Origin of the sequence: Labrenzia sp. OB1 (assembly GCF_001624695.1) — a bacterium.
GTDB lineage: Bacteria > Pseudomonadota > Alphaproteobacteria > Rhizobiales > Stappiaceae > Roseibium.
On sequence record NZ_JSEP01000008.1, the window covers coordinates 110,021 to 126,795 of the forward strand.

The following is a 16,775-nucleotide window of genomic DNA, read 5'->3' on the forward strand; positions in this document are numbered from 1 at the left end:
TTAACTTCCTCCCATTTTGCTTGCTTTATGCGCTAGCTAGAAACATTTGCCGTATTAAACCGGACCTCATCGAAGCACTCCTCAATGCTCAACAATATCCGCAAACACTTCTTGTTTTTAATTTCTTGTTTGCTGGCAAATATTTACATTCATTCGCATTTTCCAATCTGGCTGTACCCTTCCCCCTCTCCTGTTTGTTAATTTTGTATTTGGTATACCAATATTACAAGTTATGATAATATCATATGTACTTATTATACCAGTAGTCAATACGAGGGGAAAGCGTTTAGACATGACGTCGTGCGTTTTCCGGACCCCACCTCCGCAAAGCCAGGTTTGCGGCATCTTCAGGAAACAGGAAATTCATGGAATACAAGCATTTGGGCCGCACCGGCCTCACAGTCAGCCGCCTTTGTCTCGGCACGATGAACTTCACATGGACGACGGAAAAACCGGACGCCTTCAAGCTCATGGATGCGGCGCATGCACACGGAATCAACTTTTTTGACACTGCCAATCGCTATGGCCGCCCGGCCTGGGGCGATACCGAGTCCCTTATAGGCGAATGGTTTTCTCTAGGCGGTGCACGCCGCCATAAAACCGTCCTTGCAACCAAACTGTACGGTCTGATGGGCGACTGGCCGAATGACGGCAAGCTTTCCGCCCTGAATATCCGCAGGGCTCTCGATGCCAGCCTCAAACGCCTCAAGACCGACTACATCGACCTGTATCAGTTCCACCACATCGACCGCGACACTCCATGGGACGAGATCTGGCGGGCGATGGAGGTCGCGGTTCAGCAGGGCAAGATCCTTTATGCCGGCAGTTCAAACTTCGCGGGATGGCATATCGCCAAGGCGCAGGGTGTCGCCCGTTCGCGGAATTTCATGGGGCTGGTGTCAGAGCAGTCCATCTACAATCTGATCGAAAGAAACCTTGAACTGGAGGTGCTTCCGGCCTGCCAGGACTTCGGTCTTGGCGTCATTCCCTGGTCGCCCCTGCACGGGGGATTGCTGGGCGGCGTCCTGCGAAAACAGAACCAGGGCATCCGCCGGCTGGAGGGCCGCGCGGCCGAGACGCTCGAAGCGCTTCGCCCCCGGATCGAGCGATATGAGGCTTTCTGCGACGAACTGGGTCATGAACCCGGCGATGTTGCCCTTGCCTGGCTCCTGCATCAGCCGGGCGTCACGGGTCCGATCATCGGACCGAGAACGTCCGAACAACTGGAGGCTTCTGTCCGTGCTCTGGATCTGACTCTTGACGCAACGGCCCTGTCCCGCCTCGACGAGATCTTTCCAGGACGCAAGACCGCACCGGAAGATTATGCCTGGTAACACATCCGACATGCGAGAGCCGAGAGGTCGAGCGCTGTCCACTAAACCGAACGAGGGATAAGATGAGCACACTCAACAATATCAACGACCGCGTCGAGTTGAACAACGGAACGCGGATGCCGTGGCTGGGACTCGGGGTCTTTCAGATGTCGGATGACGAGGCACGCCAGGCGTGCCTTCACGCTCTCGACGCCGGCTATCGCAGCCTCGACACTGCCGCAGTCTACAAGAATGAAACCGGTGTCGGCCAGGCTCTTCGCGAGACGGCATTTTCGCGCGACGAGCTTTTCGTGACCACGAAACTGTGGAACGACGATCAGCGTGCACGACGGGCCTCAAGCGCCTTTCAGGAAAGCCTCGACCGCCTCGGAACCGACTATGTCGACCTTTATCTCGTGCATTGGCCCGTTCGCGAACACATTGCCGAAACATGGAAAGCCATGGAGGACATCTACTCGAGCGGCCGCGCCAAAGCGATCGGGGTAAGCAACTTTCTTCCTCATCATCTTGAGAAACTTCTGGCGGTCGCCGATGTCGTTCCCACGGTCAATCAGGTCGAATTCCATCCCTATCTGGTTCAGCCGGACCTGCTCGGCTTCTGCAAGGACCACAAGATTGTCGTGGAAGCCTGGAGTCCCCTGATGCAGGGACAGGTCGCCAGCGAAAAGACATTCGCGGCCCTTGGAGAGAAATACGGCAAAACCCCTGCCCAGATCGTCCTGCGCTGGGACCTGCAGCATGGTCTCGTGACCATCCCCAAGTCCGTCCGCGCCAGCCGCATTCAGGAAAATGCCGGCATCTTCGATTTCGAGCTTTCCGAAGCGGACATGAGTGTCCTGGACGCACTCGATCAGACAAGACGCTTCGGGCCGGATCCCGATACGTTCGGCTTTTAGGGAACTGCCGGGTCAATGTTCCGTGTTTGCCGGACTGAAGGCGATATTCCCTGAAAATATCCGATCTCTCGGCCTCCAGCCGGCTGCGGCTGGAGGTCTTTCACGTCAGGATCCGCGAACGAAAGCATCGAAAACATCCGGGGACCCAACCTGCCCGCCCTTGAACATCACGCGCAGACCGTCCCGTTGCGCGATGCGGGAACGGGCTCGGCAAACGGCGACGCCCTTTCCCAGTCTTCTGTCGAATTCCAGGCTTTCCAGATCTATGTTCTGCGCAATGATGCTGGATGTGTCGCCGCCTGCAATCCCGAGAACCTGCAAGGCCACCCGGGACAAGACACGTGACACCACTTCGGCAAGACGTGACGACAGGTCCTTGGCGGAAAGCCCATATTCCTCCTCAGGGAGAAGGTGGGTCAGCATGTGCCTGCCTTCCCGGATGCTTTTACAGCATTCCTCCACGAGCGCGGCGAAAAGCGTCTCGTCTTCAAGGTCTTTTGCAGTCACGGCACGTTTCCTGAAAGACACGGCGGTCGCAACCTGCTCGGCCGTGACGGACGAACGGCTTCCGGCGACAATCAGACAGGGTGTGCCCGGGCGGTCCGCCGGAGCCGGTTGCGCACTCCCACCCTGAGTATGCCTAGCGGTTGCCAGCGCTTCTGCAACGCTGCTCGCTCCGACCAGCAGCAGCGGAGTTCCGATGCCTGCTGTTATGTCGGTGAGCACCCTGCCGACGATCTCCAGGTGATGCTGGTCCGTCGCATCGAAGAGAAAGCGTTTTTGCCCGGACTGAACGGCCTCCTGCAGAAGCGAGGCCAGGGCTTTCTCACCCATGGCAAGTTGATTCAAACAGACGAGTTGAAGACCATCAAGGCCTTGCTCACCAAGATGCAGGCGCAGGTCCGCCTCCGCCATTGGTGTGATCGGATGGCGTTTCATCACCGGATGCCGGTCGATGCGATAAGTTTCGCCGTCGCCTCCCCGGGCGAACAGAGTTCCAAAAGAACAGTAGCGGCCGAGGCTCGGCTGACCGCCGATGACTGCAGTCACAGCCGGCTGCAGATGCCGTTCAAGCGCGCCGACCGCGACCCCGATGTTTCCTGTATGCACCGCGGAATCGAAGGTGGAGCAGACCTTGTAGTGGACAATGCGCGGCCGAAACGCCGCGACTTGCGGGGCAAGCATATCGATCTGGCGGATTATCACCTCTGGCGGCAAGGCCCTCAGATCCGTCGCGATGCCGAGTGCTTCAAGGCTCCCGCTGCTTACGGTTTCAGCAGTCGGAGTTTGGAGATAGAGCTGGGCTCGCCACCCCCGTTCGGCAAGCGTGGCGAGCGTATCGGAAGCACCGGTAAAATCATCACCGATAAAGACGTAGGGCACCGGCACCACCCTTAACGCCCTCCGTAAAACGCGAGCGCGGCAGCAAGCTCTGGAGACTCTTTTGTGGCCCGGTCCAGCTCAATGCCCTCGGCAGTCGCCTCATAGGCCTGACGCAGGCTTGCAACGCCCGCCGCGGGACCTTCGGGATGCGCCAGGATGCCGCCACCGGCAAGAAACATGAAATCGGCCGATCCGGCGGCTTTCATGGTCGCGGGCAATGTGCCTGCCCATTGACCGGAAGAGTAGACCGGCATGACCAGATCCGAAGTGTCCCTTGCATCAACCGCAACCGGCTGCAGGCAACGCCGCCCTGCCGTCACCACTTCGTCGTCGGAATCGGAGAACTTTCCGCCGATCCCGTGGACATGCAAATGGTCGATCCCTGCAAGACGGTAGAGCGCCAGGTAGGCTTCGACACCGATCCCGAGCAGCGGGTGGCGCGACAGGGCGCCATATCCGTTCCGGTGCGCGTGTATGGCCAAAGGGGTGGATTTGCGCAGGGACTGCATTGCCGACAGTCCGCACCAGTTGAGACTGGCCATCACGCAGTCACCGCCTTCCTGTGCCACAAGGTCCGCGTGACGGCGGATGGCGTCGGTTTCGTCCGTGACGTTGAACGCCATCAGCACATTGCGGCCGGTGCGTTCGCGGTAGGCCCTGATGACGGCCATCACGGCCGGAACCCGTTCTGCGAGCGGCGCATGGTCCGGATTGGCGCAGATTTCATCATCCTTGATGAAATCCACACCGGCTTCGCACATCATGGAGACCAGATCGGCGATCTCGGAGGGAGAAAGCCCTACATTCGGTTTGACGATTGTTCCGAAGAGCGGCCGATCCTTCACATTCAGGCTTTTGCGTGTGCCCTCGACACCGAGTTTCGGCATCTCGAAACGGGCTCTGTAGGACGCAGGCAGGGTCACTTCGACAAGACGAAGACCGGACACTTCGCCAAGATCATAAAGATTGCCCGCGACAGTAGAGGCCAGCGTCGGCAGATTGGCGCCGATATTGGCGGTCGGATAGGCAATTTTGATCTTCGCCCGGCGCCATGGGCCGGTATATCCCTTGCGCTCCATGTAGGAACTCGGGAGACTTGCCTCGCCGGCAGGCTCCAGTTCCTCGACCGACACCACCTGGGCTGCGGCCCGCAAGCGCAGTTCGTCGGTTTCCCCCGCGACCCGGACGAAGGTCCCGCAACTTTGCTCGCCCGCCATGATGCCCGCGACGGATTCCGGATCGAGCGGAGTTTCTATCAGATAGTCTGCTGTTATGGTTTCTCGGGTCATTCAGGCCTCAAAAAGTGGACAGGTCCGGAAACGGACGGACGGGATCGGAACCGTCCCAACCGCTGGACGCTTCCCGGATCAGATCGAACAGGCGGCCCTTGGGTCCGACAACCTCGGACAGTTCGATCACGGTCCCCGGATGGGCTTGCCGGTCGAAATAGACGAAGCGTCCGTTCTCGCCGACCTTGCCGCTCATCTTCTGCCTGAAACCGTCGGCTTCCATCTTTGCAAGGTCGCCGTCGTAGTTCTGGGTCCAGAATGCGACATGCTGAAGACCCAGGTGCCCGGCCAGTTTGAAATCCCTGTACATCGACGGCGCATCGTTGCGCGTCTGGATGAGTTCCACCTGCACGGGGCCACTGTTGGCGAGCGCGACCGAGTTGTGCACCTCATAGGCCTTGCCGTCATAGAGATAGTCTTCAATCGGGACTTTGGGATTGTAGTACCATGGGCCGACGCCCATGATATCGTACCAGTGGGCCATCGCGGCCTCAATGTCGTCAACCACATAGCCAAGCTGACGGATCGGTCCCAGGAACCTGCTCATCTTTGTACCTATTGCATGAAGAGTTTTGGAAGCATCGTCGAGACGGCCGGAACGGCGGAAACGACGAGCAGTGACAGAAGAAGCGGAATGAAGAACGGCAGCACGCCGCGGATGACCGAATGGACGGGCATCTTTGCAACGATCGCCACCATGTAGAGGCTCATGCCGATGGGCGGCGTCAGCAGACCGATCATCAGATTGAGCACGAAGACGATGCCGAGCTGAAGCGGGTCGACGCCGGCCGCATGCATCGCGGGTGCGACGATCGGGGCGATGATCAAGATGGCTGCGATGGATTCCAGCACCATTCCGACGACAAGCAGCAGCACGTTCAGCAAAAGCAGCAGGACGAAAGGATCATCCGACAGACCCAGCAGGAAAGCGCCCGCCTTTGCAGGCACCTGATCCAGCGTGAGGACCCAGGCGAAAAGCGCCGCCGTGGAGACAATGAAGAGTACGCCCGCCGTCGCCTCTGCCGTTTCCTTCAGGCTCTCAAGGACCGCCCGTGGGGTCAGCGTTCTGTAGACGCAAAATCCGATAAAGAGAGCATAGGCCACAGTCACCCCGGCAACTTCGGTCGGGCCGAAATAACCGCTGATCAGACCACCGATCAGAAGAATGGGTGCCAGTAGCGCCGGTATGGAGACAAGCGCCTTTCGGGCTACCGCCCGCAAGGACGGGCTGACCGTATCCCTGGGCAGGTCGTAGATCCGGGCGACGATGGCGACCTGGATCATGAGGAAAATGGTGATCAGGACAGCCGGAACGATGCCGGCGATCAGCAACTGCACAGCCGAAACATTGGCGACGCTGGCATAGATGATGATCGGGATCGACGGCGGGAAAATCGGACCGATTGTGGCTGCCGCTATGGTGATCCCGGCCGCAAAATTCTTCTTGTAGCCTTGCGCCGTCATCTGATCGATCTGGATCTTGCCGAGCGCACCGATATCGGCGAGCGCCGCACCGGACACACCGGAAAAGATCAGGCTGACGAGAATGGAAACCTGTGCGACCGCGCCGCGGAACCTGCCGACGAGCAGACGCACCAGATCGAATATATGCGTGGTCACCCCCATCGCATTCAGCAGGCTCGCCGCAAGAATGAACAACGGAACCGCCAGCAGCGGCGTGGTGTCGAGGGAATTGACGGCACGCTGAGCCAGGACGTTGATCGGCAATCCGAACGCAACGATCACCACTGACGAGGCAAGACCGAGAGCCACAGCTATCGGCACTCCGATGAGCAGACAGAAAATGAACAGAAGAACGAGAACAAGGCTCATGGTTTTTGGCTGTTTTCCCCGTCCGGTGAGTTGCCGCTGAGAAGCTCGGCAAGTCGAACGGCGGATATCATCAGGAGGAGCGCGAAGCCGATCAGGGCCGGTGCGTAGAACACCCAGTTCGGCAGACCCAGCGACGGGGTGGAGAATTTCCAGGCCCGCGACAGAAAGGACTGAAAGCCGACGAGGGTGATGATTGCGAACGCCAGGACGGCGAATTCGCTGAGGCAGTTAAGGTAGCGGCCCAGTTTTTCTGGAAGGCTCGTCGGCACGATGTCGACGGCCACATGGCGACCCTGCAGGGCCAGAACCGGCACGCCCAGGAACACGAGCGAGACACCGCAGAAACGGGCCAGTTCATCCGCCCAGGGCATCCCAATATCAAGCATGTTGCGACCGGCAACCTGTGCGACGATCAGAATGGCCATGAGTGCCAGAAGGAATACGGAAACGGTCCGGCAAAGACGTGCGGAGAGCATCAAGGCCTTTCGGCTGACTGAAAGAATGCTGCTCATGACCGCCTGCTCTTTTCCGGACCGTCTGGTCTTACTTGATCGCTCTGATCTTGTCGTAGAGCGCACCGTATTTTTCGCCGAAGCGCTCATCGACAAGTTTTTGCACCGATTCCCGGAAGGCCTCGACCTGGAGCCCATCGTCCGGTCCGATCACGGTCATGCCAAGATCACGCAGCGCCTGCGTGTCCTTTTCCTCATTTTCCTCGATCGCCTTTGTCGCGCGCTCGCGGATTTCACTGGCGGCGGCAGTGATGGCTGCCTTTTGTTCATCGGACAGTCTCTGCCATGAGTCCTCGTTCATGACGACGACTTCGGCGTTGGACATGTGCCCGGTCTGCATCAGGTGAGACTGCACTTCGTAAAGCTTGACATTGAGAACCACGTTGACCGGGTTCTCCTGGCCAGCGACCACACCGGTTGCCAAGGCTGTCGGCACTTCGGACCAGTCGACGGGAACAGCTGCCGCGCCCAGGCCCTCGACGGCCGTGGTGTAGATCGGAAACGGTACGGCGCGGATTTTTTCACCGGCGAGATCTTCAGGAGACCGAACGGCCTTGTTGGCGGTCAGGTTCCGGCGCCCGAAATAATGGGCATAGATCACCCGGATGTTCGCGGCTTCGATCAGCCCCTCGTTCAGTTCCTGCATGACCGGCGAGTTAACGTCCATGACCTTCATGAGGTGGTCGACGTCGCGGTAGAGGTAGGGCGTGTCGAGTGCCGCAAACGGCTCATACAGGGATCCGATACCGCCGGCCGTGTTGTGGGAAAAGTCAATCGTTCCCAACGATACGGCTTCCGCCAGCTCCTTCAGCTTTCCAAGCTGGGAGGAAGGAAACACCTGCACTTCGATGTCACCGCCTGAATGTTTTCCGACGGCTTCGGCGAACCAGTCTGCCTGCGCACCAGCGACACTTGCCGGCTCGTTGTTGTGGGCATAACGCAGCGAAGTCGACTGTGCCGACGCCAGACTCGGCAGCATTACAGAAGCCGAAGCAGCCATGCAGAGCGCAAGCGCCGACCTGCGGGTCATACGGCCGGTGCAGTGAGCCAGGATATTACGTTTCATCATTTCCTCCCTTGATGTTTTTTGATGGGTCTTCTCTGGCTGCTCAAACTCCTCACAGCAGAAAAACCGATGACTTGACTTGAGGCTAGGAAACCGCATGCTTCTGGTCAAACAAGATTTTTTGAGGTTTATTGAGGTGTCTTCAAAACTGCCCGGCAAAATGCGCGCGCCTTCGGAACGGGTGCCTCTCATGAACGACGTCGCGGAAATGGCCAATGTTTCGCTTGCGACCGTCGACCGGGTCCTGAACCGGCGCAAGGGCGTCAGGTCGCGCACCGTCGAACGGGTGCTTCGGGCCGCGCTTGACCTCGGCTACATGGACGCGGCGGAACTCGAACGCCTGCAGAATCCGCGCCCGCCGAATATCGCCTTCCTGATCCCCATGGGAGGCAATCCCTATTTCCGGCTTCTGGGAGAAAAGCTGAAAGAAATAGCGCAGACGACGTCCCGCGATCAGACGCAGGTACGCTGCTTTTTCATCGAGAGTTTCAACGCCGCCGCTCTGGCCGCCGCGGTCCGCCATCATGCGAAATGGGCCGACGGCATCGCCTTCATGGCCATCGACCATCCGCTGGTGCGCGAAGCGGTCGAGGAACTCGGAGCAGCGGGATGCAGGATCGTGACGATCGTTTCCGACCTGCAGCATCCCGCACGTGAAGCCTATATCGGTCTTGACAATCAGACGGCTGGACGCACGGCGGCCTATCTGCTCGGACGCTTCTGCCGATCCGACACGGGCAGTGTCGCTCTTGTCGCGGGAAGCCGGAATTACCGGGCGCATGCCGAGCGGGAAATGGGCTTTCTGGGATTGCTGGAAGAAGAATATCCGAACCTTCGCATTGTCGGCATTCGCGAAGGACGTGACGATCGCGACCGGAATTACCGCCATACGATCTCTCTTCTGGAGCAGAACCCGGATCTGGTGGGGATCTACAATGTCGGCGGCTCTTCCGATGGTATCGCCAGGGCACTGAGAGAAAAGGAAAAGTCCCAGGAAGTCATCTTCATAGGACATGGACTTACGCCCGACACGCGCAGATTGCTTATCGAAGGGTCGATGGACGCGGTCATCAATTCCGATCCCGACGCCATCATCGAAGCGGTTCTCAGGTTGCTGGGCAAACCGAAAGACGAAAACCCCGCAGGGCCTGCCTCCGTCAAGATGGAAACCATCTTCCGCGAGAACATCCCGCAGTTCAGCCGGCCCAGGGATCAGTCATGAGGTGAACCGGGCCGGCCGTAGTCCTCGACAATCACCGGCGGGAGTTCACTACTGGGCATGTTGTGCTTTTGCTTCCCTCCAGACCTTCGAAAACCTTCCGCAGGTGGACGGAGATGATGATCACGACGTGTCTCAGCAAGCCATGATGGATTCCGGTCGTTCTGCCTACATGATTGGCCTGCAGAACAGTCGCCAGAAAGAAACCCACTCATGCATCCTCGACGTCCTGCCGCTCGGCCTCATCCCACACTTCGCGAATCCGCACCACCTCACTGCTGTGGCCACTGCGCTTGGCCATAGTGAGTGACGACATCAGCAGCCTTTTCGCTGAAGCCACCCTGCGCCGTGCCAGAAGCACGCGCGAATAGTCTGTCATGATCCTGTTAAGTCGCAGGGTCATGTCGTTTCTACGCGCTATGGCCATCGCCTTGGTCATTAACCGGCCCGAACTCGAATGGTCCCCGGCGTTGTAAAGCATCATTCCCTGGGCATGCAATGTGTCGACCAGCAGCGAATCCAGTCCCATGACCTCGGCATAGCGTTGCGCCTCCCGCAGCTTGACCCGGTCAGATAGCACCCGCTCCCAGGGTTGTTCCAAGTGACGCTGAGACACCCAGACTTCGCTGACCAGTATGAGGTGGCGAACATCCTCATGCCCGCCCTTTTCGGAATAGTCCCGTGCCCTGGCCAGATAGGACCAGGCTTCGTCCGCGTCATCCGGCGCGACCAGCAGAGCCAGATGGCGCAGAAAGATTGCCAGGGCACGATCTTCCTGATCGTTCGAAAGCGCCCGAGCGACCTTCAGCAATTCGAATTTTGCCTCGCGCCGTCGGCCCTGTAGCAGGGCGATAAGCCCGAGATATCCCTTTGCCAGATGCGCCACTCTCCTTGTTCCGTTGTCTTCGGTCGAAAGAATGGCCTTCAGGCGCGCCTCGGCACTGGCAAGCCGTCCCCGCTCGTATTGAATGATCGCCAGGTTGAGCGAGAGCATGTTGTGCATGCGTCCGCCGTCCAATTGCCCCTCGATTTCGCGATTGATGAAGATCGCTTGCCGTGCATGGCCAATCGCCTCGATGAGGGCGCCCTGCACGAGGCAGGTCACGGCGACCTCGTTATAGAGCCAGACAATCTCGTCGATATAAAGCGCATTGACCCGATACTTGTCCGGATCGGCATCGTATTTCCGCAGCGCCTCTTTCCCGGCATTCTTTTCTTGCTCTCCTTTCTTTCCCTGTTCGAGTTTCCTTTCCTGCTCGGTTTTCAGATCCATGGCGTCGCTTCTGGGCTGGTCATGCACAGCCCAGGCCTTGCGAAGAATCCAGCGCAGGCGGACACGGTAGGTCTCGAAGTGCCCGCGTTTGCGGATGAAATCTCTGCCGGTCATGTCCTCGTCGAAACGGGACACCGCAGCGATGGAAAAGCAGGTGCGCGCCAGGGAAAGTCCGGCCCGGAGCGCCTGCACCCGGGTAATCACGTCGTCAGTGTTGAAAATCGGCGCGTTGCGCGCAGCATCCTTGTGGCGGATATCCGGATATTGGCTAAGCCCAAGCAACAGCCGCCGAAGGAACAGGTAGCCTTCCGAAGACAGCCGCACCACCCTCGATGGCATCGATGCATAGAGCGTCGGCGAAAAACTGTTTGCCGAAACCGGTGGGGCCGTCAGGTGACCGAGGCCATGGAAACAATAGCCCTGGATCTGGCGATGGAGAGCATATCGAAATTCGCGCTCCGCGGCCCAGCCGTCGAAAGCCTGCCGAAGCGGCTCGTAGACTTCCACCGGCATCCGGTCGCCGGCGTTCTCCGAAACTTCATGCAAGCGTGCGAGCTTGTTCAACCGGACAAGCTTCGGATGCGGTTTCAATCGAAACACCAGGCCGCGCTCGCTCATGGCAGCCAGGGCCATTGCAACCATGCGCCGCCGGCTGAGATTGGGAACAAATTGCACCTTGTTGAAATAGTCGCGAATGTCCGGCAACCGGACCAGCACGTTGGGACTGACCGGACAGCCCAGAACCGCGATATTGCGCAAAAGCAATGTGTGCAATTCCCAGTCATTGTCCGGGTCGCCAATGATGGACGTTCGTCGGCAGATCGCCATCACCGTATCCAGGACCACATCCTCCTTTGCATTGGCACTGGTATTGCGCAGATCCGAAACAATCTTTTCCAGCATCTCGTTGACGATCTCGCCGCCCCGTACGAAAGAGCGGTTCGAAAAGACCAGATGTTCGGCAGCGGCGAGCAAAATGGTCAGACAGAACCTGTTGCCCGAAAGCAGGCTGGTGAGGTCCTGCCAGTCACGGCTGTCCTCGGAGCCATCGTCTGGAACGAACTCCCCAAAGAGCCAATTTTTGAACTGTTGAAACGTGTGCTGAGTGACCGGCTGGTCGAAGTCAAAGTCGCTTTTGGTACCTGTTTTGGCCGCGAAGTCCTCGAACGCCTCCCGTGCCGCCTCAGCCACACCGATGTGAAAGTCTCTTCGCGTCCTGAGGTATTCCGTATTCACTTCCGGCGGAAAATCCCTGTCCCAGAGCCCCTGCCGGTCCTCGCGAAGTTTATCGGCCAGGCCCTTGATCGTTTTGTCCAACTCTTTGGATTTCTCATTGGTAAACGGGTCGTCTTGCGAATCCGCAGCCGTTTCCCGCTGGCGGAGTTTTCTCGCCAGCAAAAGCGCGATGGCCAGGGTCGAAAAATTGTCGACCAGAAACCTCGGAGGGTCTATGTCCCTGGCAAAATGGACGTAAGTGAGATATTTTTTTGGGCGGGTCTCTCCGTTGGAGGCCTCATCGCCTGTAGTCGGGGTTTTTCCAGTTTTCTCATCCGGCTTTTCGATCCAGTCGACCTTGCCGACCTCAGCTCTCTTGCGGATGGCATAACGAATGTCTTCAGCAAGTTCAGGTGAAGCGCTCGTTCCGCGCGGATAGGTGTCACCGCCTTTCAGGAAGCCGCCCATCTTGCCGAGATCGCCGATCGCAATCAGGTCAAACGGCAGGTCCTCCTGTTCCTCGGCCCCTAGAAACCTTAGGTAGTCGGCGATTTCACAGTTCTTGGGCTGTTTCCTGTCATCGAAGAGCAATTCGACGGCGTTTATGCAGATGAGCAGTCGCGGATTTCCGGAAACAAGGAAAATATTGCGGCCCTGCGCTTCCTCCGCGGCTTCCTTGAAGGCCCGCATCAATTGCTTGAATTTTTCGGTTCTGGGCAGTCCGGAAATCTTGTTCCGCAGCCTTTCCGTTTCCTGCGCGACGCCCGTCACATTCGGATCTTCTTCCTTGCCTTGCCACAGAACCTCCAAGGCCGCCGTGTCTTCGCGCAGAAGGTCCCTGAGACGTTGGAACCGTTCTGCGTCATTGGGTCCTTTGCCGGGCCACAAAGTTCGCCTTTTAAGAATGCCGAGCAGGTCTTTGCCAAACCGGTTCCGCAAATGCTTGTGTTTCTTGAGTTCTGACCCGAAACTCTCCAAGAGCTCGTACTTTTTATCCAATGGCCTGTCGGGGCCGCCCCCGTTGCCGGCCCCGCCTGCAAACTCTTCAAAACCCGTCCAGCTTTGCTCCTCGTTCGGCTGTTGGCTCAAGAAAGTCTGAAAAGCGAACCAGACCTCGCTCTTCTCGTGCCTCTGCCGGGTCAGAAACTCCTCGAAAGTTACTCTGGCAAATTTTTTGTTGTGAGGGTTAGCAGCCACCTTCAATTGCGCGACCGCGCGGGTCAGATGTTCGTTGAGCATGTCGAACACTGATGCCACTTCGGTGGCGAAGCTCAGGTTTATGAAGATGCTAGATGTAAATGCAGGAAGGTTTTGCGAGGGCTTCGACTTGCCGGGCTCGCCATTTTCAGGCGGAATTTCCTGCTGGTCTGTTCCATGCGCCGCGCGAATGTAACTCGAAAGGCCCAGACGGGTGGCCAGGGTTGAGAAGAAAACCCCCTTGCCCTGCCCCCGATCAGCCGCGACGGCATAAATGACACGGCCGTTTTCTGTCCGGGGGGCATGGTCGGACTGGGCTACGTCATAGATGAATTTGTCGAAGACACGTACGCCTGTCTGAAATTCAGGAGGATAGGCCGTTTCGTCCTGATGATCGACGTTGTAGTCCGGTGCCGTGAGGAAATTGCAGCGCCGCATGTCGGTGATGATGCTTTCAACTCTGTGGCGGATCACGCGTTGAGGCAGCCTGATCTCCTGACGGCGCTCCCCTTCACTCACGAGCGTTTCGCGGGCAATGCCGTTGTTGCAAACGACTTCCTTAAACGCCTCCGTGAGGGGGATTTTCTCATCGGTGATTTCTTCGAACTGGGATTCCCGCACAGGCGGGATCGTCTGCCAGTCCTTCCACCAGGCATGCCATTCCTTTTCCAGTCCCTCCAAAGACGCGTTCAGGCTGCTGGTCAGGAACGCTCCCTTCAGTCCGTTCAGCGCTTCCTTGTAGGCGTTCAGGCTGCGAAGCGCCTCGCAATAATCGGAATACTCTTGTTTTTTCACGGCCTGGCGCATCAGGGCTGAAAGTATCTGGCAATAGAATTTCGTAAATTCCGTCCCGTCGATCTTCTGATGACGGTGAGAACTGCCTTTCATCAGGCTTTGGTGCCGACGATTGGTGAAATGGCAATTCTGGATCTCAAATTGATCCACCAGTTCGTCATGTGTCACGAGAGTCTCACCGTCGGCGACCCCCTGAAACGCCTCGTCGGAAAAATCGAAGTTTTTCTTGTACTTTGGAGTGTCTGGATCGCAGTTTACGATCCTTGCCAAGAGGAATTTCAGCACAAAGACGTCCTTGGATTTGCCCTCACTTGATTTCGGCACGACCAGTTCCTTGCCGAGCTTCCCCATCTTGTCCCGAAGGGTTTTGAGTTCCAGCAGCGGCTCGTACCCCAGCGCTTTGTATTTTTGCTCGATCTCCTTGTTTGATTTTTTATCCTTTGCTTCCGGGGTTGCTTTCTGATGCTCCCGACTTTCGTCCTCCGCCCCCTCGTTTGCGATTTCTTTTAATTTTTTGAGCCTTCCTTCGGCTGCCTCTTCGAGGATCCCAATCAACTTCATGATCTCATGCAACCAGTCGATGGACTGATGACGAACGATCCTCACCTCTCCGCCATCAACTTCTCTGACCGGAACCTCTCCCCCACCGAAGAACATCGTGTGGGCGCCGTACCGCAGATAGAGACCCGCCGCCATTTTCGTCCGGCTGTCGAAATCCTTGTCCGCAGGAAGCAGCACGATCGAGCGGTAGCCGACGGACCGGTCCTGATCCGACATGAACTGGCGGAGCGGGCGCAACACATCCGCTTCCTCCATTCCGAGCCCAAGGAAAAGAATTGGCGTCGCCGCGAACGCCATGAGAATGCTTTCGTCCACCACCGACCTATCGGGGTCGTTGCGGAGATAGAGATCCATGTAGTCGCGTTCGGTCGCAACGATGCTGTCATTTCGCGTCGCCCGCCCGTGAAGGTGAAAGATGGAAACGTCCGCCCCGGTTCCTCCGGCGGAAAAGGCAAGCAGATCCGTCGCAGTCTTTCCCGCAAAGGTCTGGTCCCGCATCAGACCACCGAGACCATTTGTCCGGAAACGCTTTGGGTCGTCTGACGGAACGTCCTTGGGATCCAGCAATGCCTTGTGCGGGTCGAAGTGACGATACCCCTTGTCCTGATAAAGACGTTCGATTTCAAAGTCGTAATTGGTTGTCAGATACCGCCGGATACGAAGACCCTCGCTGATTTTTTCGAGGGGATCGAAACGTCGGGCCATGATCGACCTGCGCGACTGGAAATCCTCCGACGTCGGCAAGCCAAGATCGTCCGGTTTTTGTCTGTCACGGTCCTCCCCTGCATGGAAAAATGCCCCCGGGCTCTCAAGAAGTCTGTAGACAACCGGCAGCAGAAACCGCGAGGTGGGTGTCAGATAGATGCGATTGCTGTCGAGCAAGGCGGAACGGTTATCGTCCAAATAGTTTTCATAGAAATTGTCTATGATTTCCAGAAGACCGTGCCAGTTCTTCGGGATCTTGTCTTTGTCCTTCACTTCCTTAATCAACGTTTGGAGGCGAGCAATCTTGAACGGGGTCAGGACCTTGTAGCGGTCGGGGCTTTGCCTTATTCCATCGATGTTTCTTTTGAGATTGCTGTTTTTCGTGAAGGAAATGTCTTCGCGCAGGAGGGTGAGAATTTTTTCATCAGCCTCCGACTCCTTACGGCCGCTCCCCTTTTCGAATTCGAATGCGTGCTTCAGGAGTTCTTCGGCATGGGCGCATTCATCGACAAGCAGGTTCTTGGCCAGTTCATCGAATTCGAGAGAGGCTTCGGCGCGGCCGGCCTTGTCGTAATATTCTTTGAGGCTCTCAATGTAGGTCGCAAGCCTAGTGTCTTCGGCAGGGTCTTTTATAAAATACTTCCCTCTGATTTTCAGAAATTTAAAAAACACTTCCAGCTGATCGACCGATGCGCCTTCCGCCTTGCGTGCCACCGTACCAAAAACGATATTCGGATTGTCTACCGAAACGCCATTCGGATACGCACCTCCCCAGGCACATTCACCCTCTTCCAGAATGAACAGATACCGGTTTCTGACGAGGAGATCGTGCAGCTTCTTGGCGATTTCGAAAAGGACCGGGAGATCTTCCCCGCCAGGGAAACTACCGTTCTTGCTTGCCGACGCGACAAAGGTCGATCGCAGGTTACGCACATCCCAGGCGGCCCGCTGGATGATCTTCTGCCGGTACCTCAACCACTTCCGCGAGAGACGGATGGCGGTCAAGATCGTTTTCTTGTCTATCGTTTCACCGCCGGGCTCGAGCACCTCGACCTCTTTGGGATCAAGGTCATCTGTGTGCGTGCACAGTTCGTCCATGTAGGCAATCGAACGCTCCGCAACCTCCAGAAACTTTTCCGAGAGTATGCTAACGTGCACAAGTTGCTTGTCCTTCCATTCGTGCCAGCTCATCCGTCCGTAGGCTGCGGAAATTCCTGACCCAACGAAGGCCGTCACAGACCTGGAATTGAGTGCCTGGAACAGGAGCTGTTTGGCACGGCCCTCGATCAGCCTGCTGTCGAGCGTGTCGTCGATCTGGTGAATGGTATAGGGCCAATGGCGCAGTTCCTCGCCGATCAGGTCAAGATTGTTTACGTGCGCATCGGAGGATTTGTCAGTCATGAGCCGGCATCCAATTTCTGCTGGCCTGCCAGGAGGGCAGAAAACCGATTAAAAAAATAAATTGCCGGTTCGCATCCTCTACCGGCCTGACGTAGG

Annotated in this window: 10 protein-coding genes; 3 read left to right on the forward strand and 7 right to left on the reverse strand. The window is 57.4% G+C overall.

Annotated elements, in window-relative coordinates; genetic code table 11:
- The first annotated feature begins 365 nt into the window (after window positions 1-365).
- Together OA90_RS12780 and OA90_RS12785 are read left to right on the forward strand one after the other, a co-directional pair.
- Window positions 366-1,334 carry an aldo/keto reductase gene (locus OA90_RS12780; RefSeq protein ID WP_068411860.1) on the forward strand — a complete coding sequence of 323 codons (969 nt, stop codon included), beginning with the start codon at window positions 366-368 and terminating at the stop codon, window positions 1,332-1,334.
- Window positions 1,335-1,396: 62 nt separating this feature from the next.
- On the forward strand, window positions 1,397-2,230 hold the full coding sequence (locus OA90_RS12785; RefSeq protein ID WP_068411863.1) for an aldo/keto reductase: 834 nt from the start codon (window positions 1,397-1,399) through the stop codon (window positions 2,228-2,230).
- 105 nt (window positions 2,231-2,335) lie between these two features.
- On the opposite strand, the gene OA90_RS12790 is transcribed toward OA90_RS12785, so the two are convergent.
- The 6 genes from OA90_RS12790 to OA90_RS12815 are packed head-to-tail and all read right to left on the reverse strand — an operon-like array spanning window position 2,336 to window position 8,313.
- A complete protein-coding gene (locus tag OA90_RS12790) occupies window positions 2,336-3,613 on the reverse strand; it encodes a four-carbon acid sugar kinase family protein (RefSeq protein ID WP_208986110.1) in 1,278 nt (425 codons plus the stop codon).
- Between the two features lie 11 nt (window positions 3,614-3,624).
- The gene (locus tag OA90_RS12795; protein ID WP_068411869.1) at window positions 3,625-4,902 is read right to left on the reverse strand and encodes a ribulose-bisphosphate carboxylase large subunit family protein; all 1,278 of its coding nucleotides are present in this window, start codon (window positions 4,900-4,902) and stop codon (window positions 3,625-3,627) included.
- A 7-nt stretch (window positions 4,903-4,909) separates the two neighbouring features.
- A complete protein-coding gene (locus OA90_RS12800) occupies window positions 4,910-5,449 on the reverse strand; it encodes a VOC family protein (RefSeq protein ID WP_068411872.1) in 540 nt (179 codons plus the stop codon).
- An 8-nt stretch (window positions 5,450-5,457) separates the two neighbouring features.
- Window positions 5,458-6,735, reverse strand: coding sequence for a TRAP transporter large permease (locus tag OA90_RS12805; RefSeq protein WP_068411875.1), 1,278 nt, complete (start codon window positions 6,733-6,735; stop codon window positions 5,458-5,460).
- Window positions 6,732-7,247 carry a TRAP transporter small permease gene (locus OA90_RS12810; protein WP_068411878.1) on the reverse strand — a complete coding sequence of 172 codons (516 nt, stop codon included), beginning with the start codon at window positions 7,245-7,247 and terminating at the stop codon, window positions 6,732-6,734. The genes OA90_RS12805 and OA90_RS12810 overlap by 4 nt, the downstream gene beginning before the upstream one ends.
- A 31-nt stretch (window positions 7,248-7,278) precedes the next feature.
- The gene (locus OA90_RS12815; protein WP_208986111.1) at window positions 7,279-8,313 is read right to left on the reverse strand and encodes a TRAP transporter substrate-binding protein; all 1,035 of its coding nucleotides are present in this window, start codon (window positions 8,311-8,313) and stop codon (window positions 7,279-7,281) included.
- 190 nt (window positions 8,314-8,503) lie between these two features.
- On the opposite strand from OA90_RS12815, the gene OA90_RS12820 reads away from it, so the two are divergent.
- Window positions 8,504-9,535, forward strand: a complete 1,032-nt coding sequence (locus OA90_RS12820) for a LacI family DNA-binding transcriptional regulator (protein WP_156510478.1) — start codon at window positions 8,504-8,506, stop codon at window positions 9,533-9,535.
- A 208-nt stretch (window positions 9,536-9,743) separates the two neighbouring features.
- On the opposite strand, the gene OA90_RS12825 is transcribed toward OA90_RS12820, so the two are convergent.
- Window positions 9,744-16,679: an SIR2 family protein gene (locus tag OA90_RS12825; RefSeq protein WP_068411885.1), complete on the reverse strand. Its 6,936-nt coding sequence runs from the start codon at window positions 16,677-16,679 to the stop codon at window positions 9,744-9,746.
- Window positions 16,680-16,775: the final 96 nt, after the last annotated feature.

What these genes read in the sequence shown, in the direction of transcription:
- OA90_RS12820 (WP_156510478.1), top strand. Translation starts at nt 8,504, where the DNA reads ATGAACGACGTCGCGGAAATGGCCAATGTTTCGCTTGCGACCGTCGAC.
- OA90_RS12810 (WP_068411878.1), bottom strand. Translation starts at nt 7,247, where the DNA reads ATGAGCAGCATTCTTTCAGTCAGCCGAAAGGCCTTGATGCTCTCCGCA.
- OA90_RS12780 (WP_068411860.1), top strand. Translation starts at nt 366, where the DNA reads ATGGAATACAAGCATTTGGGCCGCACCGGCCTCACAGTCAGCCGCCTT.
- OA90_RS12805 (WP_068411875.1), bottom strand. Translation starts at nt 6,735, where the DNA reads ATGAGCCTTGTTCTCGTTCTTCTGTTCATTTTCTGTCTGCTCATCGGA.
- OA90_RS12795 (WP_068411869.1), bottom strand. Translation starts at nt 4,902, where the DNA reads ATGACCCGAGAAACCATAACAGCAGACTATCTGATAGAAACTCCGCTC.
- OA90_RS12825 (WP_068411885.1), bottom strand. Translation starts at nt 16,679, where the DNA reads ATGACTGACAAATCCTCCGATGCGCACGTAAACAATCTTGACCTGATC.
- OA90_RS12815 (WP_208986111.1), bottom strand. Translation starts at nt 8,313, where the DNA reads ATGAAACGTAATATCCTGGCTCACTGCACCGGCCGTATGACCCGCAGG.
- OA90_RS12785 (WP_068411863.1), top strand. Translation starts at nt 1,397, where the DNA reads ATGAGCACACTCAACAATATCAACGACCGCGTCGAGTTGAACAACGGA.
- OA90_RS12800 (WP_068411872.1), bottom strand. Translation starts at nt 5,449, where the DNA reads ATGAGCAGGTTCCTGGGACCGATCCGTCAGCTTGGCTATGTGGTTGAC.